This is a genomic window from Microbacterium sp. 3J1 (genome assembly GCF_001049495.1).
Classification (GTDB): domain Bacteria; phylum Actinomycetota; class Actinomycetes; order Actinomycetales; family Microbacteriaceae; genus Microbacterium.
The window spans coordinates 59,578-82,253 of record NZ_CDWI01000011.1 but is presented as its reverse complement, the minus strand read 5'-3'; the positions used below and the strand labels follow the sequence as shown (position 1 = coordinate 82,253).

Annotated in this window: 22 protein-coding genes; 7 read left to right on the top strand and 15 right to left on the bottom strand. The window is 68.5% G+C overall.

Annotated elements, in window-relative coordinates; translation table 11 throughout:
• Position 1 precedes the first annotated feature (1 nt).
• From BN2660_RS09460 to BN2660_RS09435, 6 genes are read right to left on the bottom strand one after another with little or no spacing between them, the layout of a single operon-like run.
• Positions 2–1,324 (bottom strand): O-antigen ligase family protein, encoded by a 1,323-nt coding sequence (locus BN2660_RS09460; RefSeq protein ID WP_176697152.1) that lies wholly within the window; start codon positions 1,322–1,324, stop codon positions 2–4.
• Positions 1,325–1,343: 19 nt separating this feature from the next.
• Complete coding sequence (locus BN2660_RS09455; protein WP_141651276.1) at positions 1,344–2,483, bottom strand: glycosyltransferase family 4 protein; 1,140 nt, start codon at positions 2,481–2,483, stop codon at positions 1,344–1,346.
• A gap of 20 nt (positions 2,484–2,503) precedes the next feature.
• The gene (locus tag BN2660_RS09450) at positions 2,504–3,142 is read right to left on the bottom strand and encodes a NeuD/PglB/VioB family sugar acetyltransferase (protein ID WP_091230756.1); all 639 of its coding nucleotides are present in this window, start codon (positions 3,140–3,142) and stop codon (positions 2,504–2,506) included.
• Positions 3,135–3,758, bottom strand: a complete 624-nt coding sequence (locus BN2660_RS09445; RefSeq protein ID WP_091230753.1) for a sugar transferase — start codon at positions 3,756–3,758, stop codon at positions 3,135–3,137. The genes BN2660_RS09450 and BN2660_RS09445 overlap by 8 nt, the downstream gene beginning before the upstream one ends.
• Complete coding sequence (locus BN2660_RS09440; protein ID WP_218054111.1) at positions 3,755–4,894, bottom strand: DegT/DnrJ/EryC1/StrS family aminotransferase; 1,140 nt, start codon at positions 4,892–4,894, stop codon at positions 3,755–3,757. The genes BN2660_RS09445 and BN2660_RS09440 overlap by 4 nt, the downstream gene beginning before the upstream one ends.
• On the bottom strand, positions 4,891–6,699 hold the full coding sequence (locus tag BN2660_RS09435) for a polysaccharide biosynthesis protein (RefSeq protein ID WP_255305105.1): 1,809 nt from the start codon (positions 6,697–6,699) through the stop codon (positions 4,891–4,893). Before BN2660_RS09435 ends, BN2660_RS09440 begins: the two co-directional genes overlap by 4 nt.
• A 195-nt stretch (positions 6,700–6,894) precedes the next feature.
• On the opposite strand from BN2660_RS09435, the gene BN2660_RS09430 reads away from it, so the two are divergent.
• Positions 6,895–7,491, top strand: coding sequence for an arsenate reductase/protein-tyrosine-phosphatase family protein (locus tag BN2660_RS09430; RefSeq protein ID WP_091230747.1), 597 nt, complete (start codon positions 6,895–6,897; stop codon positions 7,489–7,491).
• A 16-nt stretch (positions 7,492–7,507) separates the two neighbouring features.
• Here the strand turns inward: BN2660_RS09430 and BN2660_RS09425 are convergent, their stop codons facing one another.
• On the bottom strand, positions 7,508–8,656 hold the full coding sequence (locus BN2660_RS09425) for a hypothetical protein (protein WP_091230744.1): 1,149 nt from the start codon (positions 8,654–8,656) through the stop codon (positions 7,508–7,510).
• A 96-nt stretch (positions 8,657–8,752) separates the two neighbouring features.
• Here BN2660_RS09425 and BN2660_RS09420 point away from each other — a divergent pair, with 96 nt between their 5' ends.
• On the top strand, positions 8,753–10,132 hold the full coding sequence (locus BN2660_RS09420) for a tyrosine-protein kinase domain-containing protein (RefSeq protein ID WP_091230740.1): 1,380 nt from the start codon (positions 8,753–8,755) through the stop codon (positions 10,130–10,132).
• Between the two features lie 76 nt (positions 10,133–10,208).
• Positions 10,209–11,663 carry a tyrosine-protein kinase domain-containing protein gene (locus BN2660_RS09415; protein WP_091230737.1) on the top strand — a complete coding sequence of 485 codons (1,455 nt, stop codon included), beginning with the start codon at positions 10,209–10,211 and terminating at the stop codon, positions 11,661–11,663.
• 18 nt (positions 11,664–11,681) lie between these two features.
• On the opposite strand, the gene BN2660_RS09410 is transcribed toward BN2660_RS09415, so the two are convergent.
• Positions 11,682–12,167: a GtrA family protein gene (locus BN2660_RS09410; RefSeq protein ID WP_141651275.1), complete on the bottom strand. Its 486-nt coding sequence runs from the start codon at positions 12,165–12,167 to the stop codon at positions 11,682–11,684.
• A gap of 64 nt (positions 12,168–12,231) precedes the next feature.
• Between BN2660_RS09410 and BN2660_RS09405 the strand changes: the two genes are divergently transcribed.
• The 3 genes from BN2660_RS09405 to BN2660_RS09395 all read left to right on the top strand — a co-directional run bounded on the left by BN2660_RS09405 (position 12,232) and on the right by BN2660_RS09395 (position 15,510).
• Complete coding sequence (locus tag BN2660_RS09405; protein WP_091230731.1) at positions 12,232–13,029, top strand: glycosyltransferase family 2 protein; 798 nt, start codon at positions 12,232–12,234, stop codon at positions 13,027–13,029.
• Complete coding sequence (locus tag BN2660_RS09400; protein ID WP_091230728.1) at positions 13,026–14,510, top strand: glycosyltransferase family 87 protein; 1,485 nt, start codon at positions 13,026–13,028, stop codon at positions 14,508–14,510. Before BN2660_RS09405 ends, BN2660_RS09400 begins: the two co-directional genes overlap by 4 nt.
• A gap of 61 nt (positions 14,511–14,571) precedes the next feature.
• The gene (locus BN2660_RS09395; protein WP_091230725.1) at positions 14,572–15,510 is read left to right on the top strand and encodes a Ppx/GppA phosphatase family protein; all 939 of its coding nucleotides are present in this window, start codon (positions 14,572–14,574) and stop codon (positions 15,508–15,510) included.
• Between the two features lie 82 nt (positions 15,511–15,592).
• Here BN2660_RS09395 and glmM read toward each other — a convergent pair whose 3' ends face one another.
• The 7 genes from glmM to BN2660_RS09360 all read right to left on the bottom strand — a co-directional run bounded on the left by glmM (position 15,593) and on the right by BN2660_RS09360 (position 21,711).
• Positions 15,593–16,951, bottom strand: a complete 1,359-nt coding sequence (gene glmM / locus BN2660_RS09390; protein WP_091230721.1) for a phosphoglucosamine mutase — start codon at positions 16,949–16,951, stop codon at positions 15,593–15,595.
• A 14-nt stretch (positions 16,952–16,965) separates the two neighbouring features.
• Positions 16,966–17,451 (bottom strand): 30S ribosomal protein S9, encoded by a 486-nt coding sequence (rpsI, locus tag BN2660_RS09385; RefSeq protein ID WP_067121568.1) that lies wholly within the window; start codon positions 17,449–17,451, stop codon positions 16,966–16,968.
• A 27-nt stretch (positions 17,452–17,478) separates the two neighbouring features.
• The gene (gene rplM / locus BN2660_RS09380; protein WP_045253410.1) at positions 17,479–17,925 is read right to left on the bottom strand and encodes a 50S ribosomal protein L13; all 447 of its coding nucleotides are present in this window, start codon (positions 17,923–17,925) and stop codon (positions 17,479–17,481) included.
• A gap of 177 nt (positions 17,926–18,102) precedes the next feature.
• Positions 18,103–18,771, bottom strand: a complete 669-nt coding sequence (locus tag BN2660_RS09375) for an endonuclease/exonuclease/phosphatase family protein (protein ID WP_091230718.1) — start codon at positions 18,769–18,771, stop codon at positions 18,103–18,105.
• Between the two features lie 44 nt (positions 18,772–18,815).
• Entirely contained in the window at positions 18,816–19,661 is an 846-nt protein-coding gene (gene truA / locus BN2660_RS09370; RefSeq protein WP_091230715.1) for a tRNA pseudouridine(38-40) synthase TruA, read from the bottom strand.
• A 41-nt stretch (positions 19,662–19,702) separates the two neighbouring features.
• A complete protein-coding gene (locus tag BN2660_RS09365) occupies positions 19,703–21,244 on the bottom strand; it encodes an APC family permease (protein WP_091230711.1) in 1,542 nt (513 codons plus the stop codon).
• Positions 21,245–21,342: 98 nt separating this feature from the next.
• Positions 21,343–21,711 (bottom strand): winged helix-turn-helix transcriptional regulator, encoded by a 369-nt coding sequence (locus BN2660_RS09360; RefSeq protein WP_091230708.1) that lies wholly within the window; start codon positions 21,709–21,711, stop codon positions 21,343–21,345.
• A 94-nt stretch (positions 21,712–21,805) separates the two neighbouring features.
• Between BN2660_RS09360 and BN2660_RS09355 the strand changes: the two genes are divergently transcribed.
• Entirely contained in the window at positions 21,806–22,651 is an 846-nt protein-coding gene (locus tag BN2660_RS09355) for an SDR family oxidoreductase (RefSeq protein WP_091230704.1), read from the top strand.
• Positions 22,652–22,676: the final 25 nt, after the last annotated feature.

Below are 22,676 nucleotides of genomic sequence, written 5' to 3'. Positions count from 1 at the left end.
GTCATGCTCCCTGAGTGCCGATGCCGTGGCGCGCGGCGTCCTTCTTCCCTTCGGCACCCCAGCGCTGCTGATACACCAAGTAGATGAGGACGCCGACGAACAGCCAGAACATTCGCGCGTTGTTGAGTGAGAGCGAGAAGGAACCGATCAGGAAGACGATGATCATGTTCCGCACCACGAGCGCATCGTCCGCCGCCGAGTCCTCCCCGGACATCCTCGTCGCACGCACGAGCAGAACCCCCATCCATCCGAGAAACAGGATGGCCAGGGGCAAGCCCCACTCAGCGGCCAGTTGCAGGTAGGTGTTGTGAGCGACTGTGGTCTCACCGAACAGGGAGCCGTTGACCGCACGATATGACCCGATCCCTACCCCGAACACCGGTGACCGTTCTACCATCGTCAGCCCCGATTCCCACGTATCCGCGCGCCCGGAGCCACCCTCGCTGATCGCACCGATTGGGTCCTCGATCAGCAGCGAGACCCTCTGGAGCTGAGGGAAAACCTCCACATACTGATTCACCACCCCGTTCACCGCCTGCGTGATCGCCCCCCAGGCGACGGTGACAGCGACCCCGACGCCAACGAAGAGAAGTGCGATCTCGACCTTCAACCTCGACTTGCGCACGGAGTCGATCACGAGCACGGCGAAAAGCACCGACATGGTGATCAACCCTGTCTTTGAGCCCGAGAGCAGCACGGACACGATCAAGCTGAGGATCATCGGGAGTCGGAGGGCGAGGCGCATCGTGGAGTCGCGGACGAGGAAGGCCAAGGCGGCACACGCGAGGACCGCCCAGTAGTTCGGGTCGACCATGAATCCGCGGTAGCGAGCTCCGCCGTAGTACATGGTCGCCCTCAGCGCCGGGATGCCGACGACCTCGATGACGATACCGAGCGCCGCGACAGCGGAAGCGCCGATCGCGAACCAACGCAGCACCGACATGTGGATCCCGGCCATCGCGACTCCGATCCCGCAGATCAGGTAGCCGAACGAGACGAGCATCTTGAGGATGTCCGAGAGGATCGCCGTACCCGCGTCTACGCCGAAGAGGATCGGCGTGAGAACGGCGGCCGTCACTCCGGCGATCGCCACGACGGCGAGGAAGAACACGAGGACGAACGGAGGAATCACCAGCCGTCGATGAGCCGCGAGAGCGAATACGAGAATCACCAGGAACGCGTCGGCGATCGAGACGTTCACACCTTCGACGACCGTCGAGTGATTGAGGAAGAGCCCCAGTGCGCAGCCGAGGATCAGAAGCAGCTGGGACGTATGCCCCGCGGGGCGGGCAGTGTCGGTTGTGGGTCGGCTCGAAGAAGTCATCGTCACGGTCAGTCTCGCATCAATCCGTTGCACCGACAGCGTCGATGTCAGCGCGCCAGGCGCGCGAGTGGAGGGCCCAGATGTCCCTCTGGGCGAAGTCGCGCACCACGTTCGCCCGTGCCGCCCGCCCGATGCGCCTCCTCGACTCATCGTCGACGAGCAGTGCGTCTATCTCATCCGCCAGTGATACCGGATCACCGGTCCTTGCGATTCGTCCGGTGACGCCGTGGACGACGGAGTCCCGGCATCCGGTCGCATCCGACACGACCGCGGGAACCTCCATCGCCGCTGCTTCGAGCACGACGTTCGGGAATCCTTCCCGTCGGCTGGGCAGAACCAGGAGGTCCATCGCGCTCAACGCACCGCGGACATCGGCCGCGAATCCTTCGATGTGGACCGGTACGACCGTTCGGAGCTGCTCGAGTTCCTCGTCGAGGACGGCTCCGTCGTCACCGCCGACGAGGAGCAGCTGAATCGCTCGTCCTCGTTCGCCGAGGATTCGGAGAGCGTCGATCAACGTGTCGATTCCTTTGTCGGGGTGGATCCGACCGATGAATCCGATCGTCACACGCTCACTTTCCCCGAGGCGCAGAGCGGTCTCCGGAGACAGAGCCGCCGAACCCGCCCCTGGCATGAAGAAGTCCGAGTCGACGCCGTGGGACGACCCCGCGCCGAGGACGACCACACGGCGACCGCCGTTGACGCCCAGAGCTCGAGCACGATCGGCGAGACTCGCACTGTTGGCGATCACGACGGTGGAGAGCCGGGATGTCGTCGATTCGAGCGCAGCGAAGATACGGCGCGCGACTCCCTGTGCGGTTTCGAGGCGGAGTCCCCAGAGCTCATAGACGAGTCGGGGGACGCGGGTGATGCGTCCCGCGATCGACCCGATGAGCGAGGCCTTCGGCGTCGCGTAGACGAGGACGTCGGGCCGGATCCGGCGAAGCAATCGCACCGCCCCCACCAACGACCGCAGATCGCTGACCGGTGACGGCTCACGACGCATCGCCAGAGGAGCGAACGTAACGCCTGCCGTCGAGGCCATCTCGCTCACCCCCGGGCCATCACCGCAGATGAGGGTGACGTCCCAGCCATCCTCGCGAAGGAACCTTAGATAGCCCCCGAGGAAAGTCGTCGCGGTGATCGGGCTGGTCACCATGATGCAGAGTCGGCGCGCGGTCACCGTGCCGGCACCCCCACGACCGTCGCACCCGTCGCCACGTCCTTCGTCACGCAGGCCGCCGCGCCCACGCGGCTACCGGCTCCGATACGCAACCCCTGCAGTACGACCGCGCCCGCACCGATCAGGGTGGCCCGTTCGATGTGCACCTCTCCTGACACCACGGCGCCCGGATTGATCGAGACGAATTCGTCGATCACCGTGTCATGCCCGATGATCGCTCCGGGGTTGATGTGGACGTTCGCGCCGACGATGAGATTGGTCGAGAGCTGGGCGCCAGCGCACACCACTACGCCGTCGTCGATCGTCGTACGGGATCCGACGACGGCGGTCGGGTGGATCAGGGCTGACGTCAGAGTGCCACCGACCAGCTCGTCAATCGCAGCGCGCACCTTCGGATCGCCGATCGCGGTGACATGGGGCACCTCATCGAGAAGTTCCCTGTTGTCGGTGATCGATCCCAAGTGCCGGTAGCTTCGTGCCTCGAGTCGCTCGAGGTGAATACCGCCGACCGCGTCGTCCAGTACTCCCACGACGTTCCACCGAGGCTCATCACTCGCGGCGTTGATCGCCTCGATCACGTCGAGCGTCTCCCGGCCGAACCCTCCGGCGCCGATGACGACGATGTCCTCAGGCATCGACCTCTCCGAACTTCCTCATGGTCGCGTGTCCCTCGGCCGAGATCCCCTCGCGCCGAATGACGGAGCGGACGGTCGCCACGAGCACCTTCGCATCGAGGGCGAGGCTCCGTCGATCGACGTAGTGCACGTCGAGTCGGAACCTGTCGTCCCAGGCCACGGCGTTGCGTCCGCTCACCTGCGCGAGCCCGGTGATCCCAGGGCGCACGTCGTGGCGTCGCGCCTGCTCGGGCGTGTACCGCTCGAGGTACTCGACGAGCAGCGGGCGCGGGCCGACGAAGCTCATGTCGCCCCGGAAGACGTTCCACAGCGACGGCAGCTCATCGAGGCTCGAGGCCCGCAGCAGCCGTCCGAAGCGGGTCAGGCGCTGCTCGTCGGTGATGTGTCCGCGAGCCGCATCGACCCCGCGCATCGAACGGAACTTGTACAGCGTGAAGACCCTGCCCCCGCGGCCGGGTCGCGGCTGCGAGAAGATCACCGGACGACCGAGGTTCACGGCGACGAACAGCGCGGTGACGAGGATCACCGGCGACAGCGCGACGAGCGCGACCGCGGCCCCCGCCGCATCGAGGAGGCGCTTGAGCAGGTCGTAGGGTCGGGAGCCCGCCGACGTCATGCCGCACGCTCGTCGAGGAACCCGCGGATCCGCGAGGTCACCCGGTCGCGTTGCCCGTCAGTCAGCGCGGATCCGCTCGGCAGCGTGAGACCGCGCTCGAACAGTCGCTCGGATGCGCCGCTGATCACGCCGCGCGAGCCGGCGAAGACCGGCTGCAGGTGCATGGGCTTCCAGAGGGGACGGCTCTCGATGTCGTCGACCGCGAGGTACGCGGCGAGCTCGCTCGGCGCCCACCCGGTGACGGCCTCGTCGACGAGGATCGACGTCAGCCACACATTGTCGTTCTCATCGCCCTCGGCGCCGAACACGTCGACGCCGTCGACCGTCGCGAACAGCTGCGTGTAGAGCTCGCGCATGCGGCGACGAGCCGCGATCATGTCGTCGAGGCGAGAGAGCTGAGCGCGACCGAGAGCGGCCAGGAGGTTGCTCATGCGGTAGTTGTAGCCGATGTCGGTGTGCTCGTAGTGCACCACCGGCTGCCTCGCCTGAGTGGCGAGGTAGCGCACCTGGTCTGCCAGCGCTTCGTCGTCGGTCAGCAGCATCCCGCCGCCCGACGTCGTCATGATCTTGTTGCCGTTGAACGACACGATCGACGCGCGTCCGAAGCTGCCCGCCGCCCGGCCTGCGTGCGTCGCACCGAGAGACTCCGCGGCATCCGCGAGGACGGGCACGCCGAACTCCTCGGCGATGGCGAGGATGCTGGTGTAGTCGACGGCCTTTCCGAGCAGGTCGACGGGAACCACCGCCGACACCGTCTCCCCCACTGCGCGCAGCTGGGTGAGAGCCTCACGCAGGAGCTCCGGGTCCATGTTTCCCGTCGCGGGGTCCGCGTCGACGAAGAACGGCTCCGCACCGGTGTACGTGATGGCGTTCGTGGTCGCGGCGAAGGTCATCGTCGAGGTCACTACGACCGACCCCGGCGCGACGCCGAGCGTCAGGAGCCCCAGATGCAGGGCCGCCGTTCCCGTGCTGAGTGCGACACCCCGTGCCACTCCGACGCGAGCGGCGAGCTCGCGCTCGAATCCGTCGACGTCGGGACCCAGCGGTGCGATCCATCCCGAGCGCATCGCCGCGACCACCGCATCCTCCTCCAGCTGTCCGACGTCGGGAGAGGACATGTAGATGCGTTCCGTCACGGCGTGGTCTCCGGGTCGAGGTGCAGGGGGCTCATCATGGCGGTGTCGTTGTTCCTGGGCTGGGCGAACATCCGCGCCTCCCAGCCTTCCTTGTCCAGCCTGTCCGGCGAGATGGGATCGGCGCGCGTGTGGGAGACCTTCGGGTGGAACGGCCGCTCGAGGCTCTCGCGATCGCCGACCAGCTCTTCGTGCAGCTTTTCACCCGCGCGGAGCCCCGTGAAGACGATCTCGACCGTCTTGCCCGACATCGCGATCATGCGCTTGGCGACGTCGAGGATCGAGACCGGCTCGCCCATGTCGAGGATCAGCACCTCGCCCGCACGCCCCACGGCGCCCGCCTGGATCACCAGCTGGCACGCCTCGGGGATGGTCATGAAGTAGCGCGTGACGTCGGGGTGCGTCACGGTGAGGGGGCCGCCCGACTCGATGAGCGCCTGGAAGGTCGGCAGCATCGACCCGCGGCTCCCGATGACGTTGCCGAACCTGACCGAGAGATACCGCATCCCGGTGGTCTCGCCGGCCCAGGCCGTGATCTTCTCGGCGACCCTCTTCGAATGACCGAGCACGCTCGTCGGGTTCGCCGCCTTGTCGGTGGAGATGTTGATGAAGGTGCTGACGCCGGCGGCTCGCGCCGCCTCGACGACATTGAGCGTGCCGAGCACGTTCGTCTTCCACGCCTCGTCCGGATACTGCTCCAGCATCGGCAGGTGCTTCAGCGCCGCCGCATGGAAGACGACCTCGGGACGACGCTTGCGGAAGAGCGCGGTGAGCGTTTCGGACTCGCGGATGTCGGCGAGCACCACGTCGTTCGTGTCGAGCAGTCCGTGTCCGGATGTCCCGATCTGCGCCAGCTGCAGGCCCGTCTCGTCACGGTCGAGCATGATCAGCTCGCTCGGTCCGAACTTCGACAGCTGGCGGCAGAGCTCGGATCCGATCGATCCGCCGGCGCCCGTGACCAGCACGCGACGGCCGGTGATGTAGCCGGCGATCAGCTCGACATTCGTGTCGACCGGGTGACGGCCGATCAGGTCTTCGATGCTGATGTCGCGAAGATCCGATGGGGCCTGCTCGCCCGACTTGATGTTCGTGATGGTCGGCGTGACGGAGACGCTCATCCCCGCATGCTCGGCGAGGTCGGTGAGCTCGCGCAGCTTCGCGCCGTCGGCGCTGCCGATCGCGATCACGAGGACGGTGGCTCCCGTGCGCTTCGCCGCGTCGGCGATGTCCGTCGTGCGTCCGACCACGGGCACGCCGCGCAGCCGCAGGTTCTTCTTGGCCGGGTCGTCGTCGAGCAGACCGACCGGGCGGATCGGCGAAGAGGGGTCGGTGAGGATGCTGCGGAGCACGTTGTCCCCGAGGTAGCCGGCGCCGGCGATGAGCGCGGGCTCCGCCTCGTCGCCGGGCTTGCGGGTGCGGTCGATCATCAGCCGCGCGATGTACCGGACCCCGAACATCGTGAGCAGCACGAACGGGAAGGCGAGCAGGATCGTGCCGCGAGGGATGCCGACGTAGTTCCCGAAGATGACGACGAACACCGACAGGAAGAGCGCCTCGACCGTGACGAAGAGCGCGACCGTGCGCACCTCCTCGAAGGATCCGTACGCGTGGCGGCCTCGGTAGATGGCGAACTGGAAGCCGAGGAGGACCTGGATCGCCGCTGCGATCGCCGCCAACGCGAGGGTGGCGAGCCACATCTGCGGCGTCATCTCGAACTCGAAGCGCAGCACCACCGCCGCGATGACGCCGACGAACCAGGCGAGCGCGTCGACCCCGGCTGCGGCCACTCGGCGGCGGTGTTGGGCCACGGACACCCCGGTCGTCGGCCTGACATCCGATGTCACAGTGATCACCCTCCGTGTACGCGTCCCCCACGCGAAATACCAGCTGACATTCAGCTTGTTCATATCGTCGCATAAAGTCCACGACCTCCGTGACCCTGCGACGGCGATGCGGTGAACGGTTACAGTGGCCTGACTCCCCTATCGACCGAGAGGTTCGTCGTGTTCGAGATCATCACCGTGTGCACCGGCAACATCTGCCGCTCGCCCTTGGCGGAGCAGCTGCTGCGCCAGAGACTCGCAGATCTGCCCGGAACGGTGAACAGCGCCGGCACCTACGGTCTGGATGCCGTGGCCATGCCCGCCGAGGCGCAGAAGCTGGCGATGCAGTACGGAGTGACGCCCGAGATGGCGGCTGCGCACCGCGCCCGCCCACTCACCGCCGCTGCGCTCGGCACCCCGGACCTCATCCTCGCGATGGCCCGCGAACACCGGCGCAGCATCGTCGAGCTCGCGCCGGCTCGGCTGCGGTCGGCGTTCACGCTTCGCGAATTCGCCCGGCTCGCTGCGGACGCGACGGATGCCGACATCGTCGCCGCGGCCGACGCGCACTCGGATCCGTCCGCTCGGCTGCGCGCCGGAGTCGCCGCGGTCGCCGCCCGCCGCGGCATGACGGCTCCTCCTTCGACGCCTGACGACGACGACATCGTCGACCCGTACCGCCGCTCCTGGGCGACCTATGAGCGCGCCGGCGAGCAGCTCGTGCCGGCCATCGACCAGGTCGAGCGCGTCGTGCGGCTGTCGGTCGCGGGCGCCTAGGGCTGGTCGCGGACGCCTAGGGCTGGGGCTCTTCGCCGGGATCCGGCGCGGGGACCACGGGCTCCGTCGGAACGGTCGGATCCGTCGGAGTCGTCGGATCGACAGGCGTCTCGGTCGCCGGCGGCGTGGTGCCGCTGTCGCCGTCGCTCTCACCGCGGTTCCCGCGGTCGTTCTCGATCGCAGCCCGCTCCTCGGCCTCGATCAGAGCCCGCTCCTCGTCTTCGCGGAGCGCCAGCACGGCATCCTGGTAGGCGATGAGCGCCTGCTGGCCGCCCGCCTCGTTCAGCGGCGCACCGGCCAGCGAGGCCGCAGCCGTCGTCACCGCATCCCGGAACTCCTGCTCGGCAGACGAGTTCACGTCGACCTCGACCGCGGCCCGCGCCGGGAACGTCGACGCGAACGCCGAGAGCGCCTGGAGGTACCCGGTGCTGCTCTGCTCGACGGAGGTGCGCAGGTTGCGGATCTCGACCACGGCGTCGTCGACCTCGGCCGAGCGCTCACGCACCTCGTCGAGGGCTGCCGCGACCGCGCTCAGTGACTCCTCGTCGACCGACGCGGCGGCATACGGCTCGGGAAGCGGCGGGAGCACGACGCCGTCGAGCGACGCCAGGTAGGCGTCGGCTGCGGCGACAGCGGCGGACCTCGCGGCCGAGTCGACGACGGTCTCGTCGAGGCCGGCGATGGCCGTGCGCGCGGCGGTCGCCTGCGCCTTGCCGTCAGCGATCAGGGTGTTCAGCCGTTCGAGAGCCGCGTTCATCCCGCGCTCCGCGCTCGCGAGCGCCGCCCGGTCTGCGGCGAGCGCTTCTGACGCCACCGTGGCCGGCGAGGCACTGGCGGCCCGCACTCCGGCGAACCCGATCGTGCCGACGACGACGACGAGCGCGAGCACCGCCGCGGACACGTTGATCCAGTCGATGCGGCGGATGCGACGACGTCCCTTGGTCGGCGCACCGGGCGCTCCGCTCAGGACCGGAGACGCGTCGCGCTCAGCGGCATCGACGAGGGCGACGAGGCGGGTCGTGTCCGTGTTCACCCGCGTGGGGGGCGTCGCCTGCCGGCGGGGTCCGACGACCTCGGCGAGCGCACTGCCGTCGTCGCGACGGATCCCGTCGTCGACCCGCGCGGTGCGCTGGTCGTGCGCGAAGAGTGCTTCGAGAGTGGTCATGGAGTGCTTCCGGGGAACGAGGCGGCGGCGGATTGTGGATAGTCTCGACACAGACTACCTGCGCTCATATACGAGCGCCTCGTCCCCGAGGAGCCCATGGACATCCACGACTACCTGCGCGTCCTGCGTCGCAATGTGGTCCTGATCATCTCGGCGACGCTCATCGGCGCGGCGATCGGTGCGCTCATGGGGTTGACCACGGCGCCGCGGTATCAGTCGTCGACGCAGCTCGTCGTCGTGGCCCAGTCCCCGACCGGCAGCACCGCCGAGCTGAATCTGGGTCGCACCTACGCGCAGCAGGCCGTCACCAGCTACGTCGCTCTCGTCACGAGCGCGCTCGTGCTGCAACCGGTCATCGACGATCTCGGACTCGAGATGGAGCCCGCGCAGCTGGCCGGTCGCGTGCAGGCGACGGCCGAGCTGAACAGCCTCGCGATCACCGTCACCGTGACCGACGCCAATCCGAGCCAGGCCGCGCGGCTCGCGAACGCCATCGGCGAGAGCTTCTCCGATGTCGTCGTGCAGCGGCTCGAGAAGCACCCTGACGAATCATCGAGTCCCATCCGCATCGACACGCTGCAGGCGGCCCAGGTGCCGGTCACGCCGTCGGCGCCGAACGTGCGGCTCCTGCTCATCATCGGCGCGCTCGGCGGACTCGCCGTCGGTCTCGGCCTGGCGGCCCTGCGCACGGTGCTGGACACCCGCATCCGCTCGACGAAGGACATCGAACGCGCCACCACCGCCCCGCTCCTCGGCGCCATCGCCCTGAATCCGAATGCGTCGCAGCAGCCGCTGATCGTCGCCGCGAACGGCAAGGACCCGCGCGCGGAGGGCTTCCGCTCGCTGCGCACGAACGTCCAGTTCCTCGCGATCGGCGGGGAGTCCGCGGTGTTCGTGGTCACCAGTGCGGGGCCGGGCGAGGGCAAGTCGACCACCGCCGCGAACCTCGCGATCGCCTTTGCGGAGGCGGGAGCGCGCGTGGCGCTGGTCGACGGCGACCTCCGCTTGCCGCGCGTCGCCGACTACTTCGCGATCGAGGGCGGCGTCGGGCTCACCGACGTGCTCGCCGGCCGCGTCGCCGCGAGCGATGCGATGCAGCGCTGGGGACGCGGTGCCCTCTTCGTGCTTCCCGCCGGCACCGTTCCGCCGAATCCCGCGGAGCTGCTCGGCTCCTCTGCGATGTCGTCGCTGCTCGGCGAGCTCAAGCGCGCATTCGACATCGTCATCCTCGATGCCCCACCGGTGCTGCTCGTGACGGATGCCGCCGTGCTCGCCAGCCGAGCCAACGGCGCCCTCCTCGTCGCCGCTGCGGGTAAGACGACCGTGCCGCGCCTCACGGCAGCGGTCGAGAGCATCGAGAAGGTCGACGCGAAGGTGCTCGGCACCGTCGTCACGATGCTCCCCACCACGGGTGTCGACAAGTCGGCATACGGCGAATACTCCTACGGTGCGACGCACCAGCAGGCGACCCTCTGAGCAACCCAGACCATCCGTTATGGGAGAATGACCAGAATTCTCCCTCCCCCACATCGACGTTCAGGAGACCTGCCGCGTGGAACTTCGCGACTATCTGCGCATTCTGCACAGAAACTGGATCATCATGCTCGCCCTCCTTCTGGTGGGCCTCATCGGTGGTGCAGCCTATGCGTTCACCCAGGCGCCGAAGTACGTCGCCTCGACGCAGCTCTACGTGTCGGTGCGCAGCGAGGGAGCCGCGACGGGTGACCTCGTGCAGGGGACCACGTTCGCCCGGCAGATGGTCACGACCTACGTCGACGTCATCGGCACCGGGCTGGTGCTCGAGCCCGTGATCGAGGAGCTCGACCTGGACACCACCGTGTCGGGTCTCGCATCGCGTGTGTCGGCGACCACGCCCCTCAACACGGTCACGATCAACATCTCGGTCACCGACACCGACCCCGAGACGGCTGCCGCGATCGCCAACCAGACGGCGATCAGCTTCGCGGATGCGGTGCAGAACACCCTCGAGAAGCCGGCCACCGAAGAGGCGACCAGCCCCGTGAACATCACGGTCACCGACCCGGCGACCACGCCCACCCGCCCCTCGAGCCCGAACGTGCCGCTGCTGGTCATGCTCGGCGGCCTCCTCGGTCTCGCGGCGGGCATCGCGATCGCGGTGCTGCGTCACGTGCTCGATGTGCGCATCCACACCCTGCACGACATCGAGCAGATCACCGACCGTCCCATGCTCGGCGGCATCGCCTTCGACCCTGAGGCGCAGAAGCGACCGCTCATCGTGCACGCAGACCCGCGCAGCCCCCGTTCGGAGTCCTTCCGGACCCTGCGCACGAACCTGCAGTTCCTGGGTGTCGACACCGGCCCGCGCACGCTCGTCGTCTCGAGCTCCGGACCCGGTGAGGGCAAGTCCACCACCACCGCGAACCTCGCGATCGCCCTGGCGGAGACCGGCGTCCGCGTCGCGCTCATTGACGGCGACCTGCGCCTCCCCCGTGTCGCGGAGTACATGGGCATCGAGGGCGGCGTCGGGCTCACGAACGTGCTCATCGGCCGTATCGACGTCGCCGACGCCCTGCAGAAGTGGGGAGCCAACCAGCTCTACGTGCTGCCCAGCGGTCCTGTTCCGCCGAACCCCAGCGAGCTCCTCGGCTCCACCGCCATGGATCGCATGCTCGCCTCGCTCGAGGAGTACTTCGACTTCGTGCTCATCGACGCCCCGCCGCTGCTTCTCGTGACCGACGCCGCCGTGGTCGGCAAGAAGACGAGCGGTGTGATCCTCGTCGCCGCCTCGGGCAAGACCAAGAAGCAGGAGCTCGCGGGCGCGATCCGCACCCTCGAGACCGCAGGCGTCTCGATGCTCGGAACCGTCGTCACCATGCTGCCCACGAAGGGACCCGACAGCTACGGCTACGGGGCCTACACGTACGGCGCCACGTCGCACGTCGAGCAGGATCCGGTGCAGCTCAAGGACTCCGAGACCCGCCCTCGTCGCGTCAAGGGCCGCGCGAAGGCGAAGGCGAAGGTCTGAGGCTCTGCCCCGAGCCGCTCAGGGGCGGGGGATGTCGGCGCTGACCGCGGCCTCGGTCGCGTCACGTGGCGGGCTCGTGCGGAACACGACCCAGTGGTATAGGGCGAACCGCACGAGCACGATGATGACGATGCTGACGAGGTTCACGCCATTGACGACGACCGCGCCCGGTGCGCGCCCGAGCAGCGCCTGCGCCGTCTCGACGCCCACCCAGACGATCCCCGCTCCGAGCGCGGTGCAGACGACATTCGTGCCGAGGAACAGGGCCAGCTCGCTCGCGCGACTGCGACGATCGCGGTGACGGAACGTCCACTCGCGGTTGCCGAAGTAGGCGTTGATGAGGGCGACGGCCGACGCCGTGATCTTCGCCGCCACCACTCCCCAGTCGAGACCGTAGACGAGCAGATTGAAGACGCCGATCTCGATGAGTGTGCTCAGCCCGCCGACGACGAGGAAGCGGCTTCCGAGGCGCGCCACGCGCCGCATTCGGGAGGGTTGATTCACTCGACTAGGCTACTCGGTGCGCGCCCTCGAGACTCGCGCGCCGTCTTCGCACCCAAGGGATCCCGTGCACTTCACACACGTCGCCGTCGTCATGCCCGCTTACAACGAGGTGGAAGGCATCCGCGGATTCCTCGACGAGATCCGCTCTCACCTCGCTCCGTTCGCCGACCGCATCACCTTCGTCGTCGCCGATGACCGCTCGACCGACGGAACCCCGGACGCCCTCGCCGAGCTCGCGGACGTCGAGGTCTCGGTGCAGGACGAGAACCGCGGCCACGGGCCGACCGCGCTGGCCGCGTACCGCGAAGGCCTCGCCCTCTCCCCCTCGGTCATCGTGCACGTCGACGGCGACGGGCAGTTCCTGGGTGAGGACTTCACCCGCCTGCTGAGCGCCTGGGAGCGCGAACAGGCCGACGTCGTCCACGGAGTGCGGAGGGGACGCACCGACCCCTGGTACCGCAGGATGCTCTCCGGCGCGGTCGCCGCACTCATCGCCGTCCACGCCGGTCGCCGCATCCCCGACGTGAACACGCCCCTGCGGGCCTACCGGCCTGAGGCCCTGCGGGTCCTCATCGACGCAGTCCCCGCCGACGCCGTCGTCCCGCATGTGCACTTCTCGCTGGCCGAGGCGCGCGGCGGATTCGCGGTGCGGTACGTCCCCGTGCGCAGCATCCCTCGTCGCGGCGAGTCGGCGAGCGGCACGATGTGGGGCGCGGCGAGCCGGATCTCCCTGCCGCCCGCCCGTCTGCGCGCCTTCGTCCGCGTCGCTCTCGGCGAGGTGTGGACGTGGTCACTGCGGCCCGGCGCTCCGCTGCGCGCGGTCAGGCGCCCCGCCGACGCCCTCGAGCCGTTCGCGCAATGAACGCGACCGTGCGCACGACGCTGTTCTGGGCCGCGTTCGCGATCATCGCCGCCGCGAACATCGCGGTCGCACTGCAGAGCCTGCTGGTCCTGCATTTCTGGGAGGACGAGGCCTTCAACCTCACCGTGCCCCTGAACCTCCTCGACGGACTCGGCTACACGAGTGACGGCGCTCTCTCGGGGTCGACGCTGACGCCGTTCGACCCGCGCATCTCGACCGGTCCGTCGGTGCTCCTCCCCGCCGCGGCCCTCATCGGGATCGGCCTGGATCCGGTGATCGGCGCCCGCCTCGTGCCGCTGATGTACTGGATCCTGCTCCTCGTCGGCCTGTGGGTCCTGGGTCGTCGCATCGCCGGTCGGTGGGCCGCGCTGCTCGCGATCGCCGTGCCGCTCGCGTTCGACACCTCGGCCCTGCCCTCGCCGATCCAAGGTCCCGCTGATCTCCTCGGGGAGATCCCCGCCGCAGCACTCCTCGTCTGGGCGCTGGTCGTGCTTCCGCGGCGCGCCTGGCTCGCAGGTCTGCTGGTGGGCCTCGCCGTGCAGGCCAAGCTGATCGCACTGCTCGCGCTGCCCGCCTTCGCCGTCGCCCTGTGGGCCCTCACACCCGGATCGGGCCGGGCGCGCATCACGGCCGCCCTGCGGCGCAGTTGGCTGCCGCTGGTGCTCGCCGGCACACCGACCCTGGTTGTCGAGGTCGCCGCGCTGATCACGCTCGGACCCTCCGGATTCATCGAGCATCTTCGCGATATCGCGCGCTTCGTCCGCTCCGGCGGGCAGAACGAGGCGCCGACCACGGTGTTCGACAAGCTCTCCTGGTTCATCGATTCCTGGCATGTCCCCGTCTGGGCCGTGCTCATCGCTGCTCTCGTCGGTGCGGCGCTGATCGTGACAGCGCTGGTTCGTCACCGCGACACCATGGACCGGGACCGGCTCGCGCTGCTCCTGGCCGCATCCGTGGGTCTCGTGGCCTTCCTGGGGTGGTGGGCGACCGCCGCGCACACCCCGCTCTGGGTCCGTCATCCGTCCCCCGGCGTCTTCGCCTTCCTTCCGGTGCTCGCCGCCTTCACCGTGTGGGCGGCGCAGGTGCTGTGGTCCGAGCGCGACACAGACGCCCCGCGGGCGACTCGGGCACTCCCCGGGGTCGCGGTCGCGGCCTCGCTGGCCGTCGCCCTGGTGGCAGGCGCCACTGCGGCGGGAGTCGTGCAGCACGGCGTGATCGGCGTCTCGCCTCCGACCGTGGCGACATTGCCGGCGCAGCGGGAGTCCGTGGCCGAACTCGCAGAGCAATGGGCCGACGACGCCGACCCGGAGTGGCTCGCCGCAGAACCCTGGGGCTCAGCGGTGCCGATGATCGTGATGCTCGGGGCCCACGTCGGGCTCTTCGACGCCGAAGCCATGCGCGACGTCACCCGCCTCGGCTTCGCCTGCGCCGAGGAGCCTCTTGCCCAGAGCGGGCCGTTCATCATCTGCCCCGCCCCGTAGCGCGCCGGGGCACCCGCCCCTGCGGCGTCGGTGCGCCAACCGGGTCCGATACGCTTCACCCGTGCGCCTCGGAGTGATCGACATCGGTTCCAACACCGTCCACATGCTCGCCGCAGACGTTCGCCCCGGCGGTCGCCCGCTCGCGACGACGAGCGATCGCACGGTGCTGCGGCTGATGCGGTACCTCACCGAAGACGATTCGATCTCGGAAGAGGGCGTGAGCGCCCTCGAGTCCGCCGTCGCGCAGGCGCGTCGTGTCGCCGAGTCCGAGCGCGTCGATGCGCTGCTGGCGACCGCGACGAGCGCCGTGCGCGATGCGACGAACGGCGCTGACGTGATCGCCCGCATCGAGGCGGCCCTCGGTCAGCCGCTGCAGGTCCTCGACGGAGAGACCGAGGCCGAGCTGACCTTCCTGGCCGTGCGCCGCTGGTTCGGCTGGTCGGCGGGCCAGCTGCTGCTACTCGACATCGGCGGCGGCTCGCTGGAGATCGCCGCAGGAGATGACGAGGTTCCGGATGCCGCAGCATCCGTCCCGCTCGGAGCGGGCCGCATGACCGTGCAGTTCCTCCCGAACGATCCTCCCGGCGAGGACGACGTCGAGCGACTGCGCGACCACGCGAAGACGACGCTCAGGCAGGTGCTGCCGCGATTCGCCGCGCTCCCCCGACCCGACCACACCGTCGGCTCGTCCAAGGCGATCCGGTCGCTCGCCCGTCTGGCCGGCTACCCCGTGCCCGGCTGGTCCGGCATCCAGCGCATGGTGCTGCCGCGCGCGGCGCTCGGGTCGTGGATCCCGCGGCTCGCACGCATCCCCGCATCCGCCCGACAGGAGCTGCCGGGTATCACGGCGGACCGCACCTTCCAGATCGTCGCTGCTGCGGTCTCCCTGCATGCGGCGATGACGGCTCTCGACGTCGACGAGCTCGAGGTCTCACCCTGGGCGCTCCGCGAAGGGGTGCTCCTGCGGTACATCGAGCAGCTCGGCAGGACCCAGGACTGACATACGACGCTCCCGCCGCATCTTCCTTCGCCGCCAGTCGGCAGCGCTCGAAGAAGCGACGGGAGCGTCGGAGAGTCGGTCGTCAGAGAGCGAGTCGCTCGCGGACGACGTCGACGAGCCGGTCGGCGTAGGCCTGCGCCGAGTCCGCGTCCGCAGCCTCGACCATGACGCGGACGAGCGGTTCGGTGCCGGACTTGCGCAGCAGCACGCGTCCGGTGTCACCCAGTTCCGCAGCGACCGCTTGCACGGCATCCTGCACGACCGGGTCGGCGTCGACCGCGTCCTTGTCCACGTCTCGCACGTTGACCAGCACCTGCGGGTACACCGTCATGACGGCGGCGAGCTCCGCGATGCTCTTGTTCTGACGTGCCATCTCGGCGACCAGGTGGAGGCCGGTCAGCAGACCGTCACCGGTGGTGGCGTACTCGCTCATGATGACGTGGCCGGACTGCTCGCCGCCGAGGGCGTAGCCGCCCGCGTTCATGTCCTCGAGGACGTAGCGGTCACCGACACCGGTCTGGCGCACGGTGATCCCGTGCTCGCGCATGGCGACGTGCAGCCCGAGGTTGCTCATCACGGTCGCGACGAGGGTGTCGTCGGTCAGATGTCCGCGTTCCTTCATCGAGACCGCGAGGATCGCCATGATCTGGTCGCCGTCGATGACCTTGCCTTCGGCGTCGACCGCGAGGCAGCGGTCGGCGTCGCCGTCGTGCGCGATGCCGATGTCGGCACCGAGTCGCACCACGGCTTCGGCGAGGTTGTCGAGGTGCGTCGATCCGACGCCGTCGTTGATGTTCCAGCCGTCGGGGTCTGCACCGATGACCGTGACGTCGGCTCCGGCGTCGCGGAACGTCTCGGGAGACACGCCTGATGCCGCGCCGTGCGCGCAGTCGAGCACGACCTTGATGCCGTTGAGCCGGTTGGGAAGCGAGCCGAGCAGATGCACGACGTAGCGGTCCTCGGCGTCGGCGAAGCGGATGACGCGCCCCACGCCGGCGCCGGTCGGACGCAGCTTCTCACCGGCCATGGCCGCCTCGATGCGCTGCTCGACGACATCGGGCAGCTTCACTCCGCCACGGGCGAAGATCTTGATGCCGTTGTCGGCCGCGGGGTTGTGCGAGGCCGAGATCATCACGCCGAAGTCGGCGTCGCGATCAGCCACGAGGAAGGCGAGTGCGGGCGTCGGGATGACACCGGCCTCGAGCACGTCCACGCCCGAGGACGCCAGACCTGCGGCGACGGCCGCGGTCAGGAAGTGACCCGAGACCCGGGGGTCGCGAGCCACGACTGCGGTGAGGCGTTTGCCCTCGGCCTTGCGAGCCTCCGCAGTACGGCCCTGGCCCAGGACGACAGCAGTCGCCTGGGCCAGGGTGAGCGCCAGGTCGGCGGTGAGGATGCCATTGGCAAGCCCTCGCACGCCGTCCGTGCCAAAGATCGGCATCGGAGCGGTGGACCTTAACGCTTGGAGTACTGAGGCGCCTTGCGGGCCTTCTTGAGTCCAGCCTTCTTGCGCTCCTTGACGCGAGCGTCACGCGACAGGAAACCGGCCTTCTTCAGGGTCGGACGGTTGTTCTCCTCGTCGATGCCGTTGAGGGCACGGGCGATGCCGAGACGCAGCGCGCCGGCCTGGCCCGAGGGGCCACCACCGGAGATGCGCGCGATGACGTCGTAGCCGCCGGCGAGGTTGAGGACCGTGAACGGGTCGTTGATCAGCTGCTGGTGCAGCTTGTTCGGGAAGTAGTCCTCGAGCGTGCGGCCGTTGACCGTGATCGTTCCCGAGCCGGGGACGAGACGCACGCGGGCGATGGCCTGCTTGCGACGGCCGACAGCGGCACCCGGGACGCTGAGCACGGGGCGGGGAGCCGCCTCGACTGCGTCGGTCTCGGGAGTCGACGTCGAGAAGTTCTGGGGGGTTTCGGTGGTGTCCTGGATGTCAGCCACGAGTATGTCCTTAAGTCTTTACGGCGCTTACTGGGCGACCTGGTCGAGGGTGTACGTCTTCGGCTGCTGAGCGGCGTGCGGGTGCTCTCCACCGACGTAGACCTTGAGCTTCGACAGCTGCTGACGGCCGATGCTGTTCTTGGGGAGCATGCCACGGATGGCCTTCTCGACAGCACGGACCGGGTTCTTCTCCATGAGCTCGGCGTAGGTGACCGACTTCAGGCCGCCCGGGTAACCCGAGTGGCGGTAGGCCAGCTTCTTCTGGAGCTTCTGACCCGTGAGCGCGACCTTGTCGGCGTTCACGATGATGACGAAGTCACCCGAGTCGATGTGGTTGGCGAAGGTGGGCTTGTGCTTGCCACGCAGGAGCGTAGCGGCGTGCGAGGCCAGGCGGCCGAGAACGACGTCAGTGGCGTCGATGACGACCCAGTCACGCTGGACCTCGCCGGCCTTAGGGGTGTAAGTGCGCGTCACGATAGTGCTGCTTTCTTGTTCGAACGGAGAAGTTCGTGAATCCCACTCCGGGGTGGTTCTTCCCTACGGGGAGGAACACGCCAGTGGAGGGCTCACGTTCGTTAGTGCTCGGCAGTCGAGTACCAAAGAGACAGCTTACGTCATCGAGCGCGATCCCCCAAACCGGGCGGGACGCGATCAGTCGAAGCGGGTCGTGACGAGGATCGGACGGTGGTCGCTCATCCCCTGGGGCAGCGTCGTCACCCTCTGGATCTCGAAGCCCACCGAGGTGGCGAAGTCGTAGTGGCCGCGGAACACCCGGTAGCGCGTGTACGTATGGTCGTCGCTCATCGTCAGTGCGTAGCCGTGCTCCCGGACGTTCTTGCCCAGGTTCTCCTTGAACACCGGGTAGTTGTAGTCGCCGACCATGAGCTGCGGGAGCCCCTCGCCCAGCGTCGCGAGCTCGGTGAGCGCTGCCCGGATCTGATGCCTGCGCAGCGAGTTCAACGCCGTCAGCGGCGCCGCGTGGAAGGACGCGGCGATGAAGTCGCGACCGGCGTCGATGTCTCGCAGCCTCGCGCCGAGCACGCGCTCGTGCGCGGGCTTCGCGATCCGGTCGTGCAGGGACTTCTTAAGCTCGATGGTGCGGATGCCCCGCAGATGGAACTCGCTCGCACGATAGAACATGGCGAGACCGAGCCTGTTGCCCTGTGTCGCGTCCGCGAGTGTGAGATCGCCGATCTGCTCCGGCAGGTCTGCGACATCGCACTCCTGCAGGCAGAGGATGTCGGGGTCGTGCTCGCCGACGAGCTCAGCGAGCTCACCGGCGGCGCGGTGCTTCTGGAGGTTGTACGAGATGACCTTCATGACCCCTCACACGCTACCGTCCGACACTGTGACCGGGCTCGGGATCAGTCGTCGTGTCGGCGTCGAGCGCGGGTCTGCTCGGCCCGTGCCGACAGCAGGTCGTCCGCCGGATAGCCCACCTCGGTGAGTGTCAGCCCCCGCGCGGCGAGCACCTTGAACTCGCTCGTCCGGGTGAGGGCGTCGCGCAGGACCACGAGGTCGTCGACGTCGAGGCGCCCCTCGCCCACCGCCGCGCACGCGCCGACGAGCGCGCGCACCATGCTGTGGCAGAACGCGTCGGCCTTGACCTCGGCGACGAGCACGCCGTCCTCGCCGCGAGACCAGCGGTAGTCGAGCAGCGTGCGGATCGTCGTGGCCTCCTCCCGCGGCTTGCAGTAGGCGGCGAAGTCGTGGAGGCCGATGAGCGTGCGAGCCGCGGCATCCATCGCCTCGCCGTCGAGCATCCCCCGGTGCGCGGTGGTGTCGTGTCGACGGATCGGGTCGTATCCCGACGACTCGTCGGCGAGACGGTAGCGATAGCGCCGCCACACGGCCGAGAAGCGTGCGTCGAAGCCTTCGGGCGCGATCGACGAACGCCGCACCGTCGCATCCGGGTAGGCGCCGAGGACGCCGCGCATGCGGCGCGCGATCGACGCGGCCGGGTCCTGCGGGGCGCGGCCCTGGCGCGACTCGATGCGCTCCCACTGCGCGTCGTCGAGATCCACGTGAGCGACCTGGCCCGAGGCGTGCACCCCCGCGTCCGTGCGCCCGGCGACGACGAACTGCACGTCCGAGCCGACGATGCGCGCGAGCGCCGCCTCGAGGGTCCCCTGCACGGTCCGCAGTGTCGGCTGCTTGGCCCACCCGCGGAAGTGGGTGCCGTCGTAGGCGATGTCGAGCCGGATGCGCACAGATAGAGCCTAGGGCGTACCCGTGCGCGATCCGACTCCGGTCAGATGCCGCCGTCGATCGACCGGATCAACTCGCCGGGCTCGTCCGGCACCATCACCTGCGTGTCGCGGTTGAGGCTCTCACCGCGGAAGAAGCGCTTGGACCGAGGGAACAGGTACCAGAGGAACATGAGCACGAGTCCGAAGGCGAGCGAACCGATCCCGATGACGAAGGTCCCGCCGATGCCGAACAGCACGGTGTACCCGTAGTCGACGTCCCACATGTCGATCGCCGACTGCACGAACGCCGCGGTGAGCATGAGGCCGCCGAGCAGCGGGAACAGTCCCTTGAAGAAGAAGTCGCGGGCGGAGCTCGAGAGATCCTTGCGGAAGTACCAGACGCACGCGAAGCCGGTGATCGCGTAGTAGAACGCGATCGCGAGGCCGAGGGAGAGGATCGAGTCCTGCAGGATGTTGTCGCTGATGAGCGTCATGCCCACGTAGTACGCCGACGCGACGACACCCATGACGATCGTCGAGAACGACGGCGTCTTGTAGGTGGGGTGCACGTCCTTGAACTTCGCCGGAAGAGCGCGATACACGCCCATGGCGAGCGTGCCGCGAGCCGTCGGGAGGATCGTCGTCTGCGTCGACGAGATTGCGGAGATGATCACGGCGACGACCAGCATCCATCCGAACGGTCCGAGCAGGCCGTCCTTGATGGCGAGGAAGAAGTCGTCGGCGTTCGCCTCATTGCCGAGCCCGGTGCCCTCGGAGCCGAGACCGGCGTACATCATGGCCGCGATCGTGACGCCCACATAGGTGAACAGCAGGATGACGGTGGTCAGCAGCGCCGCGCGGCCGGGGATCTTCTTCGGGTCCTTCGTCTCCTCATTCAGAGCGAGGCAGGTGTCCCAGCCCCAATAGATGAACAGCGCGAGCAGGATCGACTCGGTGAAGCCAGACCATGACGTGAACCCGAACGGGTTCAGCCACTCGAGGTCGAACGGCGTCGGGTTCGGCGCCGTTCCCGCGAAGAACTGCCACAAGGCCGCGACGACGAAGATCGCGAGAGCGAGGTACTGGATGCCGAGCAGGACGTTCTGGATGCGCTCGCCGATCTCGACACCGCGCCAGCTCACCCACGTCATCGCGGCGATGAACAGCACCGCCACCAGGATGATGCGCCAGTCGTTGTTCTCGAGGTCGAAGCCGATCAGCGACCAGAAGTACACCGACGCGATCTGCGCGAGGTTCGCCAGGACGACCATTCCTGCCACTGCGACGCCCCAGCCGCCCATCCAGCCCACCCACGGCCCGAACGCCTTGGTGCCCCAGGTGAAGGTCGTGCCGCAGTCCGGCACCGCGTTGTTCAGCTCACGGTAGGCGAAGGCGATCAGCAGCATCGGCACGAACGCGATGATGAACGCGATCGGCGCCTGCGCGCCGACGGCGAGCACGACGAATCCGAGCGTCGCGACGAGCGAGTACACGGGGGCGGTGGACGCGAGTCCGATGACTGTGGATCCCCAGAGCCCCAGGGAGCCGCTTGCGAGTCCCTTGCCGCCGGGTCGTTCGAGATGTATGGGCGTCGTTGCTGACATGCTCAGAACATACGGTGTCTGCGTATATCGCGTCAATCGTTTTATGTTGCCAACTGATTACGATGGTGATTCGGCAGACCAACAACGGATTCCGTCGATCAGCGCGAGTCGCTCAGCATTCCGTCGGCGTGGTCCGCGACCCACTCGACGAGCGGAAGCATGCGCGTCATCAGGTCGCGACCGAGGGGGGTCAGGCTGTACTCCACGTGCGGAGGCACAGTCGGGAAGGACTCGCGGTGCACGAGCCCGTCATCGGCCAGCGTGCGAAGAGTGGACGCGAGCATCTTCTCGCTGATACCGCCGACCTCGCGGCGCAGCGCGCCCCAGCGCAGCGTGCCGTCTGAGAGCGCGGAGAGGACGAGCACGCCCCACTTGCTCATCACATGGTCGAGGACGACCCGAGTGCTACAGCCAGGTTCGAAGACCTGCGGCGTCGACTCCCGGATCTGCGCAAAACTCACCGTCATGTAGGTACCTTACCTGAAAGTGGGTACCTCCGATCCGGAATGCTCAGGATGCGCGTTCTGGTTGTCCGAGGTGTCGTCAACGAAAGGACACCTCATGACCACCCTCATCACCGGCGCGACCGGCAATCTCGGTCGCCTCGTCATCCGGAGCCTCCTCGAGCGGGGCGCTGCTCCCGAGTCGATCATCGCCGGCGCGCGCGACGTCTCGAAGGCGAGCGACCTCGGGGTCCGGGCCGTGCGCGTGGACTACGCCGACCCGGCGTCCCTCACGGCCGCACTCGACGGCGTCGACAGCATCCTGCTCATCTCGGGTTCCGAGGTGGGCCGGCGCGCCGCTCAGCACCAGGCCGTCATCGACGCCGCCAGAGCAGCCGGCGTGACGAAGTTCGTCTACACCAGCGCCCCGAAGGCCACGACGAGCGACCTCGTGCTCGCGCCCGAGCACAAGGCGACCGAAGAGGCGATCGCGGCAGCCGGCCTGCCCTCGGTGATCCTGCGGAACAACTGGTACACCGAGAACTACGCGGCTGACCTCGCCCGCGGTGCCGAGACCGGCGTCCTCGCGGCAGGCGCCGGTGACGGCCGGGTCGCATCCGCGAGCCGCAGCGACTTCGCGGAAGCCGCCGCCGTCGTGCTCCTCGAGGACGGTCACATCGGCCAGGTGTACGAGCTCGGGGGCGACGTGGCCTGGAACTACGACGACCTCGCCGCGGCCATCGGCGAGGTCACCGGCCGAGAGGTCGCCTACCGGCGCCTGACCGCCGACGAGCAGCTCGTCGCTCTGCAGTCCGCCGGACTCGACGACGGCACGGCCGGCTTCGTCGTCGCCCTCGACGCGGGGATCGCGTCCGGCGCCCTGGCGGAGACCGACGGCACGCTCTCCCGGCTCATCGGACGCCCGACCACACCGCTGATCGAGGGCCTGCGCGCGGTCGCCTGACCTCGTCGCGGGGACGCCGGGCGCA